This is a genomic window from Nocardia cyriacigeorgica GUH-2 (assembly GCF_000284035.1).
Lineage (GTDB): Bacteria > Actinomycetota > Actinomycetes > Mycobacteriales > Mycobacteriaceae > Nocardia > Nocardia cyriacigeorgica_B.
Genome location: NC_016887.1, coordinates 6053972 through 6071286, shown reverse-complemented (window position 1 = coordinate 6071286; position 17315 = coordinate 6053972). Strand labels below are relative to the sequence as shown.

The 17315-nt window shown below is 69.0% G+C and carries 15 protein-coding genes; 8 read left to right on the top strand and 7 right to left on the bottom strand.

The window, feature by feature from the left end:
- Nucleotides 1-96: 96 nt before the first annotated feature.
- Complete coding sequence (locus NOCYR_RS27270; RefSeq protein WP_014353648.1) at nucleotides 97-672, bottom strand: TerD family protein; 576 nt, start codon at nucleotides 670-672, stop codon at nucleotides 97-99.
- Between the two features lie 293 nt (nucleotides 673-965).
- Between NOCYR_RS27270 and NOCYR_RS27265 the strand changes: the two genes are divergently transcribed.
- The 4 genes from NOCYR_RS27265 to NOCYR_RS27250 are packed head-to-tail and all read left to right on the top strand — an operon-like array spanning nucleotide 966 to nucleotide 6845.
- Nucleotides 966-2090 (top strand): hypothetical protein, encoded by a 1125-nt coding sequence (locus NOCYR_RS27265; RefSeq protein WP_014353647.1) that lies wholly within the window; start codon nucleotides 966-968, stop codon nucleotides 2088-2090.
- A gap of 14 nt (nucleotides 2091-2104) precedes the next feature.
- Nucleotides 2105-3316 carry an HpcH/HpaI aldolase/citrate lyase family protein gene (locus tag NOCYR_RS27260; RefSeq protein ID WP_014353646.1) on the top strand — a complete coding sequence of 404 codons (1212 nt, stop codon included), beginning with the start codon at nucleotides 2105-2107 and terminating at the stop codon, nucleotides 3314-3316.
- On the top strand, nucleotides 3313-6012 hold the full coding sequence (locus NOCYR_RS28745; protein ID WP_014353645.1) for a phosphoribosyltransferase: 2700 nt from the start codon (nucleotides 3313-3315) through the stop codon (nucleotides 6010-6012). Before NOCYR_RS27260 ends, NOCYR_RS28745 begins: the two co-directional genes overlap by 4 nt.
- A 47-nt stretch (nucleotides 6013-6059) precedes the next feature.
- Nucleotides 6060-6845 carry an HAD superfamily hydrolase gene (locus tag NOCYR_RS27250; protein ID WP_048834481.1) on the top strand — a complete coding sequence of 262 codons (786 nt, stop codon included), beginning with the start codon at nucleotides 6060-6062 and terminating at the stop codon, nucleotides 6843-6845.
- A 50-nt stretch (nucleotides 6846-6895) separates the two neighbouring features.
- Here NOCYR_RS27250 and NOCYR_RS27245 read toward each other — a convergent pair whose 3' ends face one another.
- Nucleotides 6896-7456, bottom strand: coding sequence for a DinB family protein (locus NOCYR_RS27245; protein ID WP_014353643.1), 561 nt, complete (start codon nucleotides 7454-7456; stop codon nucleotides 6896-6898).
- Between the two features lie 90 nt (nucleotides 7457-7546).
- Between NOCYR_RS27245 and NOCYR_RS27240 the strand changes: the two genes are divergently transcribed.
- Entirely contained in the window at nucleotides 7547-8635 is a 1089-nt protein-coding gene (locus NOCYR_RS27240) for a helix-turn-helix transcriptional regulator (protein WP_014353642.1), read from the top strand.
- Between the two features lie 81 nt (nucleotides 8636-8716).
- Here the strand turns inward: NOCYR_RS27240 and NOCYR_RS27235 are convergent, their stop codons facing one another.
- Nucleotides 8717-9079, bottom strand: coding sequence for a MerR family transcriptional regulator (locus NOCYR_RS27235; RefSeq protein WP_014353641.1), 363 nt, complete (start codon nucleotides 9077-9079; stop codon nucleotides 8717-8719).
- Nucleotides 9080-9141: 62 nt separating this feature from the next.
- On the opposite strand from NOCYR_RS27235, the gene NOCYR_RS27230 reads away from it, so the two are divergent.
- Nucleotides 9142-10233, top strand: a complete 1092-nt coding sequence (locus NOCYR_RS27230) for an alkene reductase (protein WP_014353640.1) — start codon at nucleotides 9142-9144, stop codon at nucleotides 10231-10233.
- 52 nt (nucleotides 10234-10285) lie between these two features.
- On the opposite strand, the gene NOCYR_RS27225 is transcribed toward NOCYR_RS27230, so the two are convergent.
- Genes NOCYR_RS27225 through NOCYR_RS27215 form a run of 3 tightly spaced genes read right to left on the bottom strand, consistent with a single transcriptional unit; the run spans nucleotide 10286 to nucleotide 12377 of the window.
- Nucleotides 10286-11047: an AIM24 family protein gene (locus NOCYR_RS27225; protein WP_014353639.1), complete on the bottom strand. Its 762-nt coding sequence runs from the start codon at nucleotides 11045-11047 to the stop codon at nucleotides 10286-10288.
- Nucleotides 11048-11049: 2 nt separating this feature from the next.
- Nucleotides 11050-11748 (bottom strand): AIM24 family protein, encoded by a 699-nt coding sequence (locus NOCYR_RS27220; RefSeq protein WP_014353638.1) that lies wholly within the window; start codon nucleotides 11746-11748, stop codon nucleotides 11050-11052.
- Between the two features lie 5 nt (nucleotides 11749-11753).
- The gene (locus NOCYR_RS27215) at nucleotides 11754-12377 is read right to left on the bottom strand and encodes an AIM24 family protein (protein ID WP_014353637.1); all 624 of its coding nucleotides are present in this window, start codon (nucleotides 12375-12377) and stop codon (nucleotides 11754-11756) included.
- Between the two features lie 200 nt (nucleotides 12378-12577).
- Between NOCYR_RS27215 and NOCYR_RS27210 the strand changes: the two genes are divergently transcribed.
- Nucleotides 12578-13927, top strand: a complete 1350-nt coding sequence (locus tag NOCYR_RS27210) for a TerD family protein (protein ID WP_014353636.1) — start codon at nucleotides 12578-12580, stop codon at nucleotides 13925-13927.
- A gap of 15 nt (nucleotides 13928-13942) precedes the next feature.
- Entirely contained in the window at nucleotides 13943-15499 is a 1557-nt protein-coding gene (locus NOCYR_RS27205) for a TerD family protein (RefSeq protein ID WP_231856002.1), read from the top strand.
- 65 nt (nucleotides 15500-15564) lie between these two features.
- Here the strand turns inward: NOCYR_RS27205 and NOCYR_RS27200 are convergent, their stop codons facing one another.
- Nucleotides 15565-17304 (bottom strand): glycosyltransferase family 87 protein, encoded by a 1740-nt coding sequence (locus NOCYR_RS27200; RefSeq protein WP_014353634.1) that lies wholly within the window; start codon nucleotides 17302-17304, stop codon nucleotides 15565-15567.
- Between the last annotated feature and the right edge of the window lie 11 nt (nucleotides 17305-17315).

Sequence of the window (17315 nt, the reverse complement as noted above, 5' to 3'; positions counted from 1 at the left end):
TCATTCAGCCTGGTCGCCGGACCATGAGATGTCCAGTCGGACCCAGCGGAAGGGGGCCCGGCGCCGGGCCCCCTTCCTGGTCGAGGGTGAGCTCGATCAGACGTTCACGCCGTAGTCGCGGGCGATGCCGGCCAGGCCGGAGGCGTAGCCCTGGCCGATGGCGCGGAACTTCCATTCGGCGCCGTTGCGGTACAGCTCACCGAACACCATGGCGGTCTCGGTGGAGGCGTCCTCGGACAGGTCGTAGCGGGCCAGCTCCTCGTTGTTGGAGCGGTCCACGACGCGGATGTAGGCGTTGCGCACCTGGCCGAACGACTGCTGACGGGTATCGGCGTCGTAGATCGAGACCGGGAAGAAGATGGACTCGATGGTGGGCGGGGTGTTGGCCAGATCGACGTTGATGACCTCGTCGTCGCCCTCGCCTTCACCGGTGGTGTTGTCGCCGATGTGCTCGATGGTGCCTTCCGGCGAGCGCAGGTTGTTGAAGAAGACGAAGTGCTGGTCGGAGACCACCTTCTTGTCGGCTCCGGTCGCGATCGCGCTGGCGTCGAGGTCGAAGTCCGTGCCGGTGGTGGTACGAACGTCCCAGCCGAGGCCGACCGCGACAGCGGTCAGGTTAGGCGCCGCCTTGGTCAGCGAGACGTTGCCGCCCTTGGACAAACTGACACCCATGCGGGATTCCCTTTCGATAGTCGTCTGTGATTCCCAGCATGTCCGAATCGCCGGGTACGAGATACGACAGTAGTAGGTTTCAGCGATCTTGCGTATAAACCGATGCGGGTAGCCCGCATTCGCAACGGCCGGGTGCGGCTGCGAGGTGGACGGCGCCGTTGTCGCGACCCGGCACCGGCAAGATCTCCTACCATCGGGTCGTGGCAGGCCGCAGGCGTGGATGGTTCCGGTCATCCGGGAATACCGAGTGGATCGAGCAGGCTCGGCACTCGATCGCGTCGGCGTTCCTGGACATGGACCGGCGCCAGAGCGTCGCCGAATCGGCCACCGCGGCCGCCGAGCAGGTCTTCCCCGAACGCGGCCTGGACCGGCGCTGGGAACCGGTGCGGGCCCGCTGCTACGCCGCCGCCGACGCCTATCTGAAGCTCACCGAGCAGCTCGATCAGGCCGAGGCCACCGGTGCTTCGGTGCCGCAAGGGCAGGTCAGAACCGAGGAGACGGTGCGCAGGCTGGCCGAGGCGGCGCGCGGGGTGGACGAGTACTACCGCGGCAATCAGGCGCAGCTCGAGGAGGCCGTCGCGGTCGTGGCGATGGTGCCGCGGCTGGCCGATCAGGTGACCGCGGCCGCCGCCCAGGTGCGGGGGCAGGCTGCCGAGTCCCCTTACGCGCACTACGGGTCGGTCCGGCGGACGAGCGCCGCGGTCGATGAGGCACTGATCACATTGCACGCGGCCCGTGAGAGCGCCGGGGTCGGTGCGGTGCGCGAGGCCGCCAACCGGCTGGACGCGGCGAGCAAAGAACTGGCAGATGCTTTGGCGCAGGCCCCATCTCGGGCCGCCGCGGCAGCGACCGCGATCGTCTCGGTGCGCACCCGGCTGGCGGCGGCGCGGACCAGGGCCGAAGGGGTGGGCGCGGTGTACTCCGCGCTACTGCGGGAGTTCAATGCTGCGAGTTCGGCGGATCTGTCTGACAATGAGCGAGACAGCCAGCGGGCCATAGCCGCCGCGGATGACGCCCTGAGCCGGGCCCGCGCGGCCGCGGCCGAGAACGACCCGGAGTTAGCACTTGAACTGACCACGACCGCGCGCGGCAGCCTCGCCGAGGCCGAACAGCAGGTCGACGCCGTCACCAAACGGCTGACGCTCCTGCGTGAGGTGCGCGAGAATCCGCAAGACAAGGCCAAGGCCGTACGATTCCGGCTGCGGGACGCGCAGATGCTCGCGGTGGGCCGCGGGCTCGCCGCCGAGTGGGGATCGGTACTCGACGCGCAGGCCGAACGGATCGACCGGATCACCGGTGCGCTATCCGGGCGTCATCCCGACTATTGGGCGTACGTGACGGAGCTCGACGCCGTCGCGGATTTCATAGCGGGCGTAGTGGATCGCATGAGAAAACAGTCAGGACCACGACGAGAGTGAGGGGTGGGGAGACGATGACCGCAGGCATCGCCGTCAAGCAGGAAGTTTCCCTGCGCAAGCGCGTGCTGCTGCGCCATTTCCGGCAGTTGAACGGTCCCGACGCGAGAACGCTGTTCCATCGCCAGCCCGAGCCCATCGGCGGTCAGACCGACCGCGAACTGCTCGCCGTGGCGCTGGGTGCCACCCTGTACGCGCCCGCGACCAGGGCCGATCTCACCGCGACGATCTGCAAGCGGGCCGCGCGCGGGGTCTGCTCGATGGTCATCGATCTCGAAGACGCGGTGGCCGATCACGAGGTGGAGTCGGCCAAGGCGCAGGCCGTGCGCACCCTCGATGAGCTGGCCGCGGGCGTGGATCCGAACCCGATGCTGTTCGTGCGGGTGCGCGACGCCGACACCATCATCGAGCTCGCCGAGCAGCTCGGAGCGGGTGCCGAGGTGCTCACCGGATTCGTCTTCCCGAAGTTCGATTCGGCCTCCGGGGCGAAATACCTTGCCGCGTTGGAGCATGCGCGCGCCCTGCTGGACCGGCCGCTCTACGGCATGCCGGTGCTGGAATCGGCGGCGCTGGTGCACCGGCAGACCCGCGACGCCGAACTCACCGAGATCGCCGCGCTGCTGGCCGAACACCGCGATCAGGTGCTGGCGGTGCGGGTCGGCGCGACCGATATGTGCTCGACCTTCGGCATTCGCCGCGACCGCGATCTGACCATCTACGACGTGCGGGTGGTCGCCGATGTGATCGCCGATATCGTCAACTATCTGGGCCGCGCCGACGGCACCGGTTTCGTGATCACGGGCCCGGTGTGGGAGTACTTCGCCGATCACGAGCGAATGTTCCGGCCGCTGCTGCGCACGGCGCCGTTCGAGGAATCCGATGCGGTGCCGTTCCGGCGTTACCTGGTCAGCCGCGACCTGGACGGCCTGCTGCGCGAGATCACCCTCGACCGCGCCAATGGCATCCAGGGCAAAACGGTGATCCACCCCTCGCATGTGGCCGCGGTGCACGCGCTGTCGGTGGTGACCCACGAGGAGTACTCCGACGCGCTCGACATCCTGCAAGCCGATGTGGGCGGGGTCGCGGCCTCGGGGTACCGGAACAAGATGAACGAGATGCGTCCGCATCGCAGCTGGGCGCGGCAGACCTTGCTGCGCGCACGAGTGTTCGGGGTGGCCAATAAAGGAGTGTCGTTCGTGGATCTGTTGACGGCGTTGGTCACGGTATGAGCGAGGAGTCGACCGCATCGCGGGATGGCGAAGTAGCGGATACTGCTTGGGCGACACGGCATCTCGGAATCGAGCTGCATCATGAGACGTCCTACCGGCACGGCGCCGAGCCGGGTGTGCTGCCTGCCGAGTTGCCGATCGCCTCGCTGATCCGGCCCGGTCTGCGGCGTAACCCGAAGCGGGCGCATCTGCTGGTGTCGACGGTGCTCGGCAAGCATCTGCCCACCGACCCCCGGGTGGTGCTCGACGCCGGCAACCGGCTCGGCGATCTGGTGCGCGGCGCACTCGGCGAACGCGACGCGGTCGTGCTGGGGTTCGCCGAGACCGCCACCGGCCTCGGTCACTGTGTGGCCGACCGCATCGGCGCCACCTGCTACCTGCATTCCACCCGGCGGCCGGTACCGCTCGCCGAGACGCTCACCGGATTCGAGGAGGGGCATTCCCACGCCACCTCGCATCTGCTGCAACCCGCGCCCGCCGACATCTTCGTCAACGATCTGCCGTTGGTGCTGGTGGACGACGAGATCTCCACCGGCGACACCGCGATGGACGCCGTGCGTGCGCTGCACGCCTTCGCGCCGCGCTCGCATTATGTGCTGGCCTCGCTGGTGGATATGCGCACCGAAACCGATCGCGCCCGATTCGAGGCGGCGGCCCGGGAACTCGGCGCGCGCATCGACACCGTCTGCCTGGCAGCCGGCCGCACGATACTGCCAGACGGGCTCATCGACGCCGTGCAGAGCCTGCCGGAGCCGCAGCTCAATCCCGTCGCGCCGGAGCGCGGGGCGTTCCATCGCTGCGAATTGCCCTGGCCCGCCCACGTTCCCGAGGGTGGACGGCACGGCATCCTGCACTCGGACTCCGAGGCCTTCGAAGCGGCGCTCGGCTCGGCCACCGAGGTGCTGCGGGGACGGCTGACCAGCGAGTTCGCCGATCGCCCGGTGATCGTCCTCGGACACGAGGAGCTGATGTATCTGCCGCTGCGCCTGGCCGTCGCACTGGCCGATTCCGGCATCCCGACCCGGTACCAGACCACCACCCGATCCCCGGCCTACGTGCTCGACGAGCCCGGCTATCCGCTGCGGCGTGGGTTCCGTTTCACCGCACCGGAATCCGGGCAGGACCAGCCGCGCTACCTCTACAACGCGCACTGGGCCGAGGATTTCATCGCCGAACTCGAGGCGTGGAGCGGTGATGTGTCCGAGGCCGAGACCGTGCGGGGTGAACCGGTGCTGGTAGCGGTCGTGGACGAGCCTGCCGACACCGAGGAGCTGGTGGCGGCGGGCGGGCTCGTCGATGTGCTGACTGCGTCCGGGGCGGATGTGCTGGTGGCGGTGCTGCCGGGTGCCGATCCGCGGCTGTTGCATGCGGGGCGGGCCGATGCGCCTGCCGTGCTGACAAGCGCTGCGGCTGAGGCGGCCGGTGGTGCGCCTGAGGCGGCAAGTGGTGTGCCCGAAACGGCTAGCGCTTCGTCCGAGGCGGCAAGTGCTTCGTCCGAGGTGGCGAGCCCTGTGCCCGAGGTGGCGAGCGCTGTGCCCGAGGTGGCGAGCGCTGCGCGCGAGACGAATGGTGCCCGCCCGCTCTACGGGCCCGAGTTCGGTTCGTACGCCCCCGATGACGTCGCCTGGCTGCTCAAAGACCTCTCCGGCGTCGACCTCGAAGCCGATGTCACCGAGCGCGAACAGCGCATTCAGGCGGGTATCGCGCACTACGCGGAATCGCTGCCGATCGAATACCAGCCCGACGCGCAGTATCGCGAGCTGTTCGATCAGGTGCTCGCCGACAGTGCGCAGCGGCTGGCGCTCGCGGTCGGCACCGTCGCGGAACTGGTTGTCGCCGAACGCGGTACCGATATCGTGCTGGTCTCGCTGGCGCGTGCGGGCACGCCGGTCGGTGTGCTGATGCGGCGCTGGCTGCGCGACGGCCGTGGTGCGGGTCTGCCGAGCCTCGATATTCCGCACTATGCGGTGTCGATCGTGCGTGATCGCGGCATCGATGCCCTCGCCCTGGATTATCTGGCGCGTCACCATGATCCGGCCTCGATCGTCTTCGTCGACGGCTGGACGGGGAAGGGTGCCATCACCCGCGAGCTGTCGGATGCCCTGGACGCCTACCACGCGGCGGGTGGCGCTCGATTCAACGACGACCTCGCCGTCCTGGCCGATCCCGGCCAGTGCGTGCGCACCTACGGCACCCGCGACGATTTCCTGATCGCCTCGGCCTGCCTGAATTCGACTGTCTCCGGGTTGGTTTCGCGCACCGTGCTCAACGACGACTTGATCGGGCCGGGCGAATTCCACGGCGCCAAGTTCTATCGCGAACTCGCCGCCGACGACGTCTCCGGCCGCCTGATCGACACCGTCACCGCCGCCTTCGACGCCGTGCGCGAGCGCGTGCCCGCCACCGTGGCCGGTATCCGGGCCGGCGACCGCACTCCCACCTGGGCCGGTTGGGCCTCGGTGGAGCAGGTGCGCGCCGAATACGGGGTGTCGAGTGTGAATTTCGTGAAACCCGGTGTCGGCGAGACCACCCGGGTGTTGTTGCGCCGGATGCCGTGGCGCGTGCTGGTGCGGGAGCCCGACGCTCCCGAGCACGCCCATATCCGCCTGCTCGCCGCGGCCCGCGGTGTACCGGTCGAGGTCGTCGGCGACCTGGCCTATTCGTGTATGGGACTGATCAAGGATGTGCAGCAGTGATTCCGCCTCGAAGACAGGTGCTGGTCGCCACCGACCTGGACCGAACCATGATCTACTCCCGCAACGCGTTCAGCACCGACGATGAACTCGCGACCGTCTGCGTCGAACATCTGGAGGGCGCGCCGCTGTCGTACATGACCACCACCGCGGCCACCCGGATGCGGACCCTCACCCGGCCCGCCGCCGTCGTCCCCACCACCACCCGCACCATCAAACAGTTCGGCCGCATCCAATTGCCCGGCGCCCCATGGCGTTACGCGATCACCAGCAATGGCGGCAATATCCTCGTCGACGGCGTCCCGGATATGCGCTGGCGCATCGACATCGACGCCGAGGTCCGCGCCGGCGGGGCCACCCTCTCCGCGATCAGCGCCGAACTGCGTTCGCGCATCGACGAGAGCTGGGCGACGAAGTTCCGGGTCGCCGACCACCTGTTCTGCTACCTGGTCGTCAAACCGAAGGCCGTCCCCGAGGGTTTCCTCGAGGAATGGGACGCCTGGTGCCGCCCACGCGGCTGGTCCGCCTCTCAGCAGGGCCGTAAGATTTACACCATGCCGCTGGCGGTCTGTAAGAGCCGCGCCGTCGCCGAGGTCCGCCGCCGTCTCATCGAATCCGGCGAACTCACCGACACCGCGCTCACCCTCGCCGCGGGCGACGGAGCGCTCGACGCCGAAATGCTGCGCGCCGCCGACTCCGCCATCCGTCCCCGCCACGGTGAACTGGAACTGCTCAACTGGACCCATCCCAACCTCACCATCACCGAGGCCTCCGGGATCATGGCGGGCGAGGAGATCCTGGATTGGTTCATCGACGCGGCACCCGCGGCGGCGTGAGGCGGTCCCGGAACCGCGGAGCCGCTGCCCCGGGACCGGCAAGGTCTGGTCTAGGCCGTCTTCCCGTCGAGCGACTCGCGCAGAATATCGGCGTGCCCGGCGTGCTGTGCGGTTTCGGCGATGAGATGAGCCATCACGCGGCGCACGCTGTACACCGCCCCCTGCTCGAACCACGGTGCGTCGGGCACCGGATGCGCCGCGGACATGTCGGGGATGGCGGCGAGTACTTCTTCGGTGTGCGCGGCGACCCGCTCGTAGCGGGCGAGGATATCGGCCAGGGTGTCGCCGGGCTGCATCTGGAATTCCTCGCCGTGCTCGATCATCCACTGCGGGAATTCGCGCGCGGTGCCGGCGAAGATGTCGGCCCAGGTGACGCCTTCGGGCAGCTCATGGTGCATGGCCGAGGGCCCTTCGACAGCGAAGCGCATCCAGGCCTCCTCCATCGAGGCGACATGCTTGATCAGCCCGCCGAGGCACAGCTCGCTCACGGTCGGGTGTTCGCCGGCCTGGGCATCGGTGAGGCCGGTGACGGTGCTGGTCAGCGCTGATCGCGCGGCGGCGAGGGCGGCGAGCAGTTCGGTGCGTTCGGTGTCGAGAACGGCGGCGGTCATGGTGGTCCTTCCGGTCTGGTTGCTCGGTCGGATCAACCATCGCAGGGGAAGCGGACAGATTGTGTCCGCTACTTCGGCGAGAATCGATATATGCCGACGACCTCCGCGCGACTGCTCGCCCTGCTCTCGCTGCTGCAAGTGCGCCGGGACTGGCCGGGCGCGCTGCTGGCCGAACGCCTCGACGTCAGCGCGCGCACGGTGCGCCGCGACGTCGATCGCCTGCGTGAGCTGGGATATCCGATCGCCTCGGTCAAGGGGCCCGAGGGTGGGTACCGGCTCGAGGCGGGAACGGATCTGCCGCCGCTGCTGTTCGACGACGAGCAGGCGGTCGCGCTCGCGGTCGGGCTGGTGCTGGCCGAGACGTCCGGCGTCGGCATCGAGGACGCCGCGGCCCGGGCGCTGAACACGATTCGGCAGGTCATGCCGGCGCGGCTGCGTCATCGGATCGACACGCTGCGCATCGCCGCCGTCGACTCCTGGGCGAGCGGCCGGACCGTCCGGGTGGATCCTGATGTGCTGATCGCGCTCGGCGCCGCCATCCACGCGCGGGAAGAACTGCGATTCGACTATCGCTCCGAAAAGGACGCGGCCACAGCACCTTCCGCCGACCCGATGCCGCCGCGCCGGGTGCAGCCACACCACCTGGTCACCTGGGCCCGGCGCTGGTACCTCATCGCCTGGGACCTCGACCGCGACGACTGGCGCATCTTCCGCGCCGACCGGATCACCCCGCGCATCCCGACCGGCCCGCGCTTCACCCCGCGCACCGTCCCCGGTGGATCGGTCTCGGCGTTCGTGGCCGCCAGATTCCGCGGGGCCGACTCCGGACGATGGCCGTGCCGCGGCGAGATGATCCTGCACCTACCCGCCACCGAGGTCTCCCGCTACGCCGGTGACGCGACGGTCGAAGCACTCGGCCCCGACCGCTGCAAGCTGACCGCCGGCGCCTGGTCATGGATGGCGCTGGCCGCCTCGGTCGGCCGGTTCGACGCAGATATCGAGGTCATCGGCCCACCCGAACTTGCCGAGGCGTTCAGCCGGCTGTCCCGCCGTTACGCCGCCGCCGGGACGAGCTCGGCGCGCCTGGAACACGACCGGCTGGGCCCGCCCGACGAGGCAGTCAGCCGCCCCACCGAAGCGCGGCAGCCTGACCACCCTGAGTCGAGAGGGCGGTGTTGAACCCGCCGGGATGAGTGCTGCTGGTTGGCCAGCCCCACCGGTGCCGCCTGTGGTCGGCGCGGGAAGCGGGGCCGCTCGCGCCTAGCGCTTTCCCTGCGCAGCTTGAATCACCCCGTCCAGCACTTCCCGCGTCCGGTGTAGATCCCTGATGCACGCGTCGATCCGTTCGCGTTCGGCCACAAGGGTTTCGGCGAGGAAGGGGGTTGCCGTGGCGTTCGGGGTGCCGTCGGTGTCGTGGATGCAGGGCAGGAGTTCGGCCATGGTGCGGCTGTGCAGGCCGGCGGCGAACATTTCCTGGATCCGGATGACGCGGTCGACGGCGGATTCGGGGTAGTCGCGCTGGCCGCCGCCGGTGCGGGTGGAGGCGAGCAGGCCCTGGGTTTCGTAGTAGCGCAGCGAGCGGACGCTGACGCCGGTCCGTTCGGCCAGTTCACCGATGCGCATCGTCACACCTCCTGGGATCCGGGCTTGCCCCTGACATTGATGTCAGGTTCTACGGTACGCGCATGCTGCTACTGACCGAGTATCGAGACCAGAACCTGACCCTGCTGAACCGGGTGGTGATGTCGCCGATGACGCGGCTGCGTTCGCTGCCCGACGGCTCGCCCACCAGCGACGTCGTCGATTACTACGCCCAGCGGGCGAGCGCGGGCCTGATCATCACCGAGGGCATCTGGCCGCATTCCAGCGGGCAGAGCGAGGCGTGGGTCCCCGGCCTGCAGACCGCCGCCCACGTGGCCGCGTGGCGCCGGGTCACCGAGGCCGTGCACGCGGCGGGCGGCCGGATTTTCGCCCAGCTCATGCACGGTGGACGCAAAGGGCACCCGCTCGCGCGCATCGACGGAACGCTGCCCGCCGGACCGTCGGCCGTACCCGATGACGACGATGTACACCTGCTCGACGGCACCAAGTCCGGCCCGATCATGCCTGCCGCGATGACCCGAGCCGAGATCGCCGCCGCCGTCGAACATTTCGCCACTGCCGCCGCCAACGCGATCGAGGCCGGCTTCGACGGCGTCGAAATCCATGCCGCCAACAGCTATCTGGTGCATCAATTCCTGGCCGACAACACCAATCTCCGCGACGACGAGTACGGCGGCTCGATCGCCAACCGCATGCGTTTCGCGCTCGAGGTGACCGATGCCGTCATCGCCGCGGTGGGCGCGCACCGCACCGCGATCCGGCTCTCGCCCGGCAACCCGCAGTTCGGCATGGTCGAGGCCGATCCGGGCCCGCTCTACCGCCCGCTGGTCGCCGAACTCGACCGCCGCGGCCTTGCCTACCTGCACCTCATCGACAACGACGACTATCCGGCCCTCACCGACCTGCGCCCGCTCTGGCACGGCACCCTCATCGCCAATGTGGGCGAGAACCGCGACCAAACCACGGGCGCGGCAGCTGAACGCGCACTCACCGAAACCGGCGCCGACCTCGTCTCCTTCGGCCGCGCCTTCATCTCCAACCCCGACCTGGTCGAGCGCATCGCCCGCGATCGACCCCTGAGCCCGATCCGCGAATCGCACCTCTACGGCCGCACGGCGGAGGGCTATTCGGACTACCCGAGCTGGGACGACGACGTGCGACGCGAGGTCGCTTGAAGACACGAACGCACCGGTGCCCACCGCACCGTGGGGCACCGGGCGGTCGCGATCAGTACTGCTGCTGTCCCGCCAACTGCTGCGCCACCACACCCTGAATGCGCTGCAAACCGGGCACCGTCATCCCGCTCTGCAACTGGCCCTCGATGGTGCGGACCAGTGCGGAATCGCTGAGCACCTTCTCACTCGACTGGATCAGCACGGTGCCGGCGCCGGTGAAATCGAACTGGCGTTCCTCACCAGAGTTGACGCCGAAACGGGCGGCGCCGGCAGCGAGGAAGCTGGAGATCCAGCGCTGGTCGTAGTGGTGGCTCGGCGACGGGCAATCGGCCCAGCCGACAAGGGATTCCGGGTCGACGCGCAGCGGCGGTTCGGCGAACATGACCGGGCCGTTGGAGGAGGCCAGGAACTTGCCGGTGCCGATGAGGGTGAGGAATCCGGGCACGATCGACTGGTTGAGCGCCAGGCCGGGCTCGAAGGCGAGCAGGTTGGCGGCGCGGATGGTGAGGTTGCCGTCGTCGAGATCGTAGGAGTTGATGTCGTAGCCGCGGTCGCCGATGATCAACTTGCCGTGCCCCTCGGCCACCACGTAATCGCTGGTGAACAGCGGTGCGGAGAACTGCTGCGAGACCATGTGCATCAGCGAGCCCTGCAGGCCGTGGGTCAGCAGCTGGAACTGGATCTGGCCGTAGTAGGCGATCATCGCGCCCTTGCGCATGAACCACGGCTTGGTCAGGTCGATGCAGTAGGCGTAGCTGTTGCCCGGGATGTTGTCGCTCTCACCGAGCGTCATCGGGTTCAGGATCTGGCTCATGGTCACAACTTCTCTTCCGAGGCCTGCACGTACACGACACCCTGTCCGGCGCACTGCAATTGCATCGCCTCACCGGATCCGCGGCCGACGGCGTCGCGCCAGCTCATCGCCGTTTTCAGTTCGGTCTGCACATTGCCGTACGCCGCGACGAACGCCTGCGGATCGACCACGATCGGATTCGGCCCGCCCACTTGCAGTTCCAGGAAACCACCCCCCGCGAGCAGCACCGCCGCGCCCTGCCCGGACAGCTGGGTGGTGAACATGCCCTGCCCGGTCATCGCGCCGGAGGCCGCGCCGCGCAGCGCGCCCATCAGGCCGCCACCGCCGCCGCCACCCCCGGAGCTCATCACCGACACCACCGAACTCTGCAGTCCGGCGGTATGGGCAAGCAGCCGTGAGGCTTCCACCCGCAACACCGCGCCGGGCTGCATCTGGACCACCTGCACTTCCAGGCCGGCGAAGCCGTAGTGCACCTCGCCGTTGCCTTGGGCGAGCATGGTGCGTTCGTGTTCGCCCTGCATCATCCGGCCCGCCATCCGCATGATCCCGCCGCCGGGCATGCCCTGGCCGCCGCCGGGGATCTGGTGCGGGGCGAACGAGACGTCGCCGGTGTAGAACAGCATCGCGCCGGCGCGCGCCACCACACCGCCGGCCATCGCGACGTTGACTTTGACGACCTTGCCGTTGACCTTTTCGAACATCGTGCCTACCGTTCCGCCGGCTGGATCGACACCACGCCCTGGCCATCCCAGCGCAGCGAGAACGCCTCGCCCGCATCCTGTCCGACGACGGTGCGCCAGGAGACATCGGTGACGAAAGACTGATTGAGGTTGCCGCGCGCGGCGACGAACGCGTCCGGATCCACCACCAGCGGGAACTGCGGTGTCACCTCGAGATGGATGAGCGGACCGCCCGCCGACAGCAGCGCCACCTGGCCCTGCCCGGACACCGTGGTGGTGAACAGGCCCTGCCCGGCGGAGGCGCCGTGCAGCCCGGCGAAGCGCACATCGGTGCGCAGGTTGCCGCAGAAGGCCAGCAGCTGCTGCGATTCCACTTGCAGCGTCTCGTTGTTGAGGTTCACCACCGAGACGTTCTGGCCGTTGACGGCGAAGAACACCCGGCCGTGGCCGCCGCATTCCATCAACGAGAGCTTCTCGCCGGTCGCGCGCCGTTTCAGGCCCGCGATCACGCCGTCGCCGCCACCGAATCCGGCGGACTTGAACTGGACGTTGCCCTCATAGGCGATCATCGACCCGGAGATCGCGCGCAGACTGGTGCCCGCGAGATGAGCCTCGATCACCTTCTTCGACTGTTCGAACAGTTGCGCCATAGAAGAGTTGTGCCTGTCGTGTGGATGAGGGAACACGGGCAATCCCCCCATGCTCCATGAGCGTCGCCGTCACCCTAATGGACGATGGTGACCGAGGCCGATCGCAGTGCGCGGACAACCGCTGCGAACTCATCCGAGCCGTGGTATCCACCTTTCTCGTAGAGTGGCTTCCGTACGCACCGACAAGCGAAGGGTCGAACTTGTCCGCAACACTCGCCAAGGGTCAGAACGGCCCGCTGTCCGGCAACGATGTGGTGATCTCCATTCAGCTGACGGCGCAGGCGGATCTGTCCGCGCTCCTGGTCACCGAGCAGGGCAAGGTGCGCTCCGACGCCGACTTCGTGTTCTTCAATCAGCCCAGTGGCCCCGGCGTGAATCTGCAACCGGGCCCGCCCGGGCAGCCGGCCTCGCTGGCGGTGTCGCTGAACGCGGTGCCCGCCGATATCGACCAGATCCGCGCCGTCATCACCCTCGACGACGCCACCAGCAATTTCGGCCGGTATCCGGCGCCGACGGCCATCGTCTCGGACGCGGCCGGTAACCAGCTCTACGAGTACCGCATCGACGGCCTCGACACCGAGTCGATCGTCATCGCGCTCGAGCTCTACCGCCGTCAGGGCGCGTGGAAGGTGCGCGCGGTCGGCCAGGGTTACGCCGGTGGTTTCGCGGCCCTGGTCACCGACCACGGCGTCACCGTCGACGATTCGCCGCCCCCGCCGCCCGCCGCCGCGCCGCAGCCCGCTCCGGTTCCGCCGCCGCCCGCGCAGCCTGCCTACCCGACCCAGCCGCCGCCGGCCGCGCCGCCGCAGGGTGGTTATCCGGCCCCGCCGCCGCCGACCGCCCCGTACCCGCCGCAGGGTGGCGGTTATCCGCCGCCGCCGGGTCCGGGTGCCGGTTACCCGCCGCCCGGTGCTCCGGTTCCGCCGCCGCCCGCGCAGCCGCAGGGCGAGGTCAGCCTGAGCAAGGACCGTCCGGTCAGCCTGCAGAAGGGCCAGCGGGTCACCCTGCGCAAGGAGGGCGGTTCCGCGCTCACCTTCGTCAAGATGGGTCTGGGCTGGGATCCGGTGCGCAGCCGCGGCATGTTCGGCAACCGTACCGTCGATATCGACCTCGACGCCTCGGTGGTCATGTTCGCCGATCACCAGCCCGCCGACGTCGCCTACTACGGCCAGCTCAGCTCCAAGGACGGCTCGGTCCGCCACCAGGGCGACAACCTCACCGGCGAGGGTGAGGGCGACGACGAGATGATCCTGGTGGATCTGACCCGCATCCCCGCCCACATCAGCACGCTGTTCTTCATCGTCACCTCCTACAAGGGCCACACCTTCGAGCAGGTGCAGAACGCCTTCTGCCGGCTCATCGACGGCGGCAACAACGCCGAACTGGCCCGCTACACCCTTGCGGGCGGCATGCCGTTCACCGCGATGGCGATGGCGAAGGTCTATCGGGTCGGCGCGGATTGGAAGATGCAGGCGCTCGGCGAAGGTTTCCAGGCCAAACATCCCGGGGAGGCAGTACCGCAGCTCGGCCGTTTCCTCGCGACCGGCTGAGTGGGGACGGGGGACGTGGACGTGCGGCAACTGACGGCGGGGCAGAACGTGCCCTTGACAGGGCAGACGGTGCGCTTCGGCGTGCACGCGGATGCGGCGCCGGCGCTTTCGGCGCTGGTGGTGAACGACGATCTGCGGGTATCGGACGCCGGCGACGTCGTCACCGGTGACCGGACGTCCACCGCGGGGGTGAGTCTCGACGGCGACGGCGTGACGCTCAGCCTCGCCGAGGTGCGCGCCGACGCCCAGGCGGTGCTGCTGGTGGCCAGCACCGCGGGCCAACCGGCGGAACTGGGCAAGGTGGTCGCCGAACTATCCGAAAACGGCACCACCACCGTCGAATTTGCGATCGCACCGGCCGCAGGCGAGCGGGCGCTGATCTGCCTCGAGGTGTACCGGCGACAGGGCGCGTGGAAGGTGCGCGCGCTCGGTCAGGGTTATGCGGGCGGGCTGGCCGAACTGTTGCAGGCGCACGGCGCGGCCGGGATGGCGCCCAGCGCGGCCGGGACGGCACCCGCCGCACCGCAGGCGGATCCGTACGCGATGACCGCGCCCGCGCAGGGCGGCAGTCCGCTCGAGGTCGGGCACGGCCTGGAACGGCTGTGGATGATCTTCGAAGACGCCGCACGCTCGGCGGCGGCGTTGATCTCCGCACGCGACTACGCTGCCAAACGGCTCGATCAGGAACTGTCCGAAGCGGTTTCCGATCCGGCCACCCGCAACACCCCCGCCGCTAACGCCGCCCGCACGGCCGCCCAGCGCCGCCACGACGAGCTGAACGCCACCGCCGAGACCAACCACCGGCGCGACAGCGATCAACTGGTGCGTGAACTGGCCGAGGCCGACCAGGCGCTACCGCCTTCGCTGGCCTCCTGGGAATCCCCGGCCTGGGACCGCGCACCGGCACCCGCCGACGGCATCCGGCTCGGCGAGCTGTACGCCATCGACCGTGGGCCGCTGCGCATTCCGTACTGTGTGCCGGTTCCGCTGAATCGTCCGCTGTGGATCGACAGCGAATCCTCCGCGGCGGTCGCGCCGATCGTCGGGGCGCTGCTGGCCCGGCTCGTCGCGGCGGCTCCGCAGCGCACCACCGTCGTCGACATCATCGATCTGACCAGCGCGTTCACCGGTCTCACCGGTCTGCTCGGGCCGGTACTCGGCGGCCCGCCGATCACCCATCACACCGATATCTCGGCCCGGCTGAAAACCCTCGCCGACGCCGCCGAACTCGCCGAAATGGCCTACAACAGCGGTGCGGGCACCCCGCCCACCGAGCACCGGGTGCTGGTGGCGGCCGATTTCCCGCACGGCTATCAGGCCACCGACGTGCAGCGACTCGGTTCGCTGCTGATGCGCGGTGACCTCATCGGCCTGTCCACGGTGATCATCGGCAGCAACGAATCCGATTCCGAGGACAACCTGGTCGCGACCCTGTCCCGGGCCTGCCGCCACCTACCGACCATCCCGGGTACCCCATTGTTCGACCCGTGGACCGGCAGCGCGTGGGAACTCGACCTGGATCTGCTCCCGCAGGAACCCGAACGGCAGGCGCGAATTCTGCGCGCGCGCTGAGCGGCGGACCCGGCATTCCCAGGCCGGTAGCCGACTCTCCGGCGAGGGGGAACCGCGCGGCCCGGTCAGCCCGTGCGCACTCGGCCTTCCTTGGGCCGCAACCGTTCCGGAAGCCACGGCAGCAATGGGTCGGTGGCGTGATCGAGGGGGCCGCCGACCGGGTCGTCCACGAAATCGCGGCGCACCAGGTCGTCCTCGGGGCGGTAGATCTGGCGCACGATCAGCGCGCAGACGATGATCACCGCAATATCGCGCAGCAGCACGGTGCCGGTGAACCACTGCTCCGGCAGGCCTTTTCGGTCCAGGCCGAGGTAGTAGAACATGCGCGGCACCCAGACCAGCGCGTCGATCGTCATCCAGGCCAGCAGGATTCGCCGATGCGGCAGCGCGAGCACGGCCAGCGGCACCAGCCACAGCGAATACTGCGGGCTCCACACCTTGTTCGTCAGCAAGAAGGCGGCGATCACCAGGAAGCACAGCTGGGCCAGCCGCGGGCGGCGCGGGGCGGTCAGGCCGATGTAGGCGATGAGCAGGCAGGCGATGACGAACAGCGTCAGCGAGACCAGATTGAGGATGGTCGGCGGCTCACCGTGGTCGAGCACGCCGTCGAAACCGGGCCAGCCGGTGAACGAGGTGATGACGTTGTAGATCGAATCCGGATCCGCGTGCCGGGTGGTGTTGAGCCGGAAGAATTCCCGCCAGCCGGTCGGGAACAGCACCGCGATCGGCAGATTCACGATCGCCCAGGTCCCGGCCGCCGCGCCGGCGGTGAGTCCGGCCGCACCGAGCGGGCGGGTGCCCAGGATGCGGACCCGATGCGGAATCTCGCGGATCCACTCCTTGGCCGCCGCGGTGCCGTCGATCTCGTTCAACCGGATCTTGATGTGCGCGCTCGGGGTGCGCTGCATCGGGTCCGCGCGCAGGCACAGCACCAGGATCGGGCCGAGCAGCAGCAGCGGATACAGCTTCGCCGCCCCGCCCAGACCCAGCAGCACGCCCGCGAGCACCGGCTTCCTGCGCGCCCAGGCCAGCAGGCCGGTCGCGGCGAAAGCCGTTGCCAGGGCGTCGAAATTGGTGAAGCCGTGCACGATCACCAGCGGTGAGCAGGCCACCAGCGCGGCATCCCAGACCCGCCGGCCGGCCAGCAGGGCCGTGGCCCACACGGTGACCAGCCAGGCCAGCGCCAGCCCGACGGCGATCACATTGAAGTAGATGACCACTTGCAGCGCGCCCGGCAGCGGACCGGCGTCCCAGCTCTTGGCGATCTGCATGGACACGTACTGGTAGAGCCCCGACAGCACCGGGTACTCCATGTACCGGGTCTCGGTGCCACCGTCGGGCGTCTCCTCGATCCAGGACTTCTTGTACGGGAACGCGCCTTCGTTGAGCCGTTCCGCGCCGTAGAGCGGGACAGTGTCCGAATAGCACATGGCCGTGTACTGGCGGCCGTCGTTCCAGTCCAGCGTCAGTCCGCCGTTGGCGGCTTCGGTCTGCTGGATACAGGCCGCTTTGGTGCCCCAGCCGAGGGCCAGGAACACCACCGTGAACAGGAACAGCACCCGCATCGGCGTCCAGAACCGGGTGCGGCCGATCAGGGCGTGATCACCGACCGGGCCGCCGATCACCGTGCACAGCTGCGCTGTCAGGGAATCGTTGCGGCTCGGCCGGTCTCGGGCGTCGCACGACCGCAGGTCGGGAGCGAGCGGAGCCGGGGACTCGTAGCGCGCGCTGCCGGGCCGGTCGGCCGCCGGGCCGGGGTGCGCGTTCCCGTTGGTCGGCTCGCCCACGAGTCGCTGATCGGTCACGGCACCCGAGG

Coding starts and splice junctions, on each gene's coding strand:
- NOCYR_RS27270 (WP_014353648.1), bottom strand. CDS start 672: ATGGGTGTCAGTTTGTCCAAGGGCGGCAACGTCTCGCTGACCAAGGCG.
- NOCYR_RS27265 (WP_014353647.1), top strand. CDS start 966: ATGGACCGGCGCCAGAGCGTCGCCGAATCGGCCACCGCGGCCGCCGAG.
- NOCYR_RS27260 (WP_014353646.1), top strand. CDS start 2,105: ATGACCGCAGGCATCGCCGTCAAGCAGGAAGTTTCCCTGCGCAAGCGC.
- NOCYR_RS28745 (WP_014353645.1), top strand. CDS start 3,313: ATGAGCGAGGAGTCGACCGCATCGCGGGATGGCGAAGTAGCGGATACT.
- NOCYR_RS27250 (WP_048834481.1), top strand. CDS start 6,060: ATGATCTACTCCCGCAACGCGTTCAGCACCGACGATGAACTCGCGACC.
- NOCYR_RS27245 (WP_014353643.1), bottom strand. CDS start 7,456: ATGACCGCCGCCGTTCTCGACACCGAACGCACCGAACTGCTCGCCGCC.
- NOCYR_RS27240 (WP_014353642.1), top strand. CDS start 7,547: ATGCCGACGACCTCCGCGCGACTGCTCGCCCTGCTCTCGCTGCTGCAA.
- NOCYR_RS27235 (WP_014353641.1), bottom strand. CDS start 9,079: ATGCGCATCGGTGAACTGGCCGAACGGACCGGCGTCAGCGTCCGCTCG.
- NOCYR_RS27230 (WP_014353640.1), top strand. CDS start 9,142: ATGCTGCTACTGACCGAGTATCGAGACCAGAACCTGACCCTGCTGAAC.
- NOCYR_RS27225 (WP_014353639.1), bottom strand. CDS start 11,047: ATGAGCCAGATCCTGAACCCGATGACGCTCGGTGAGAGCGACAACATC.
- NOCYR_RS27220 (WP_014353638.1), bottom strand. CDS start 11,748: ATGTTCGAAAAGGTCAACGGCAAGGTCGTCAAAGTCAACGTCGCGATG.
- NOCYR_RS27215 (WP_014353637.1), bottom strand. CDS start 12,377: ATGGCGCAACTGTTCGAACAGTCGAAGAAGGTGATCGAGGCTCATCTC.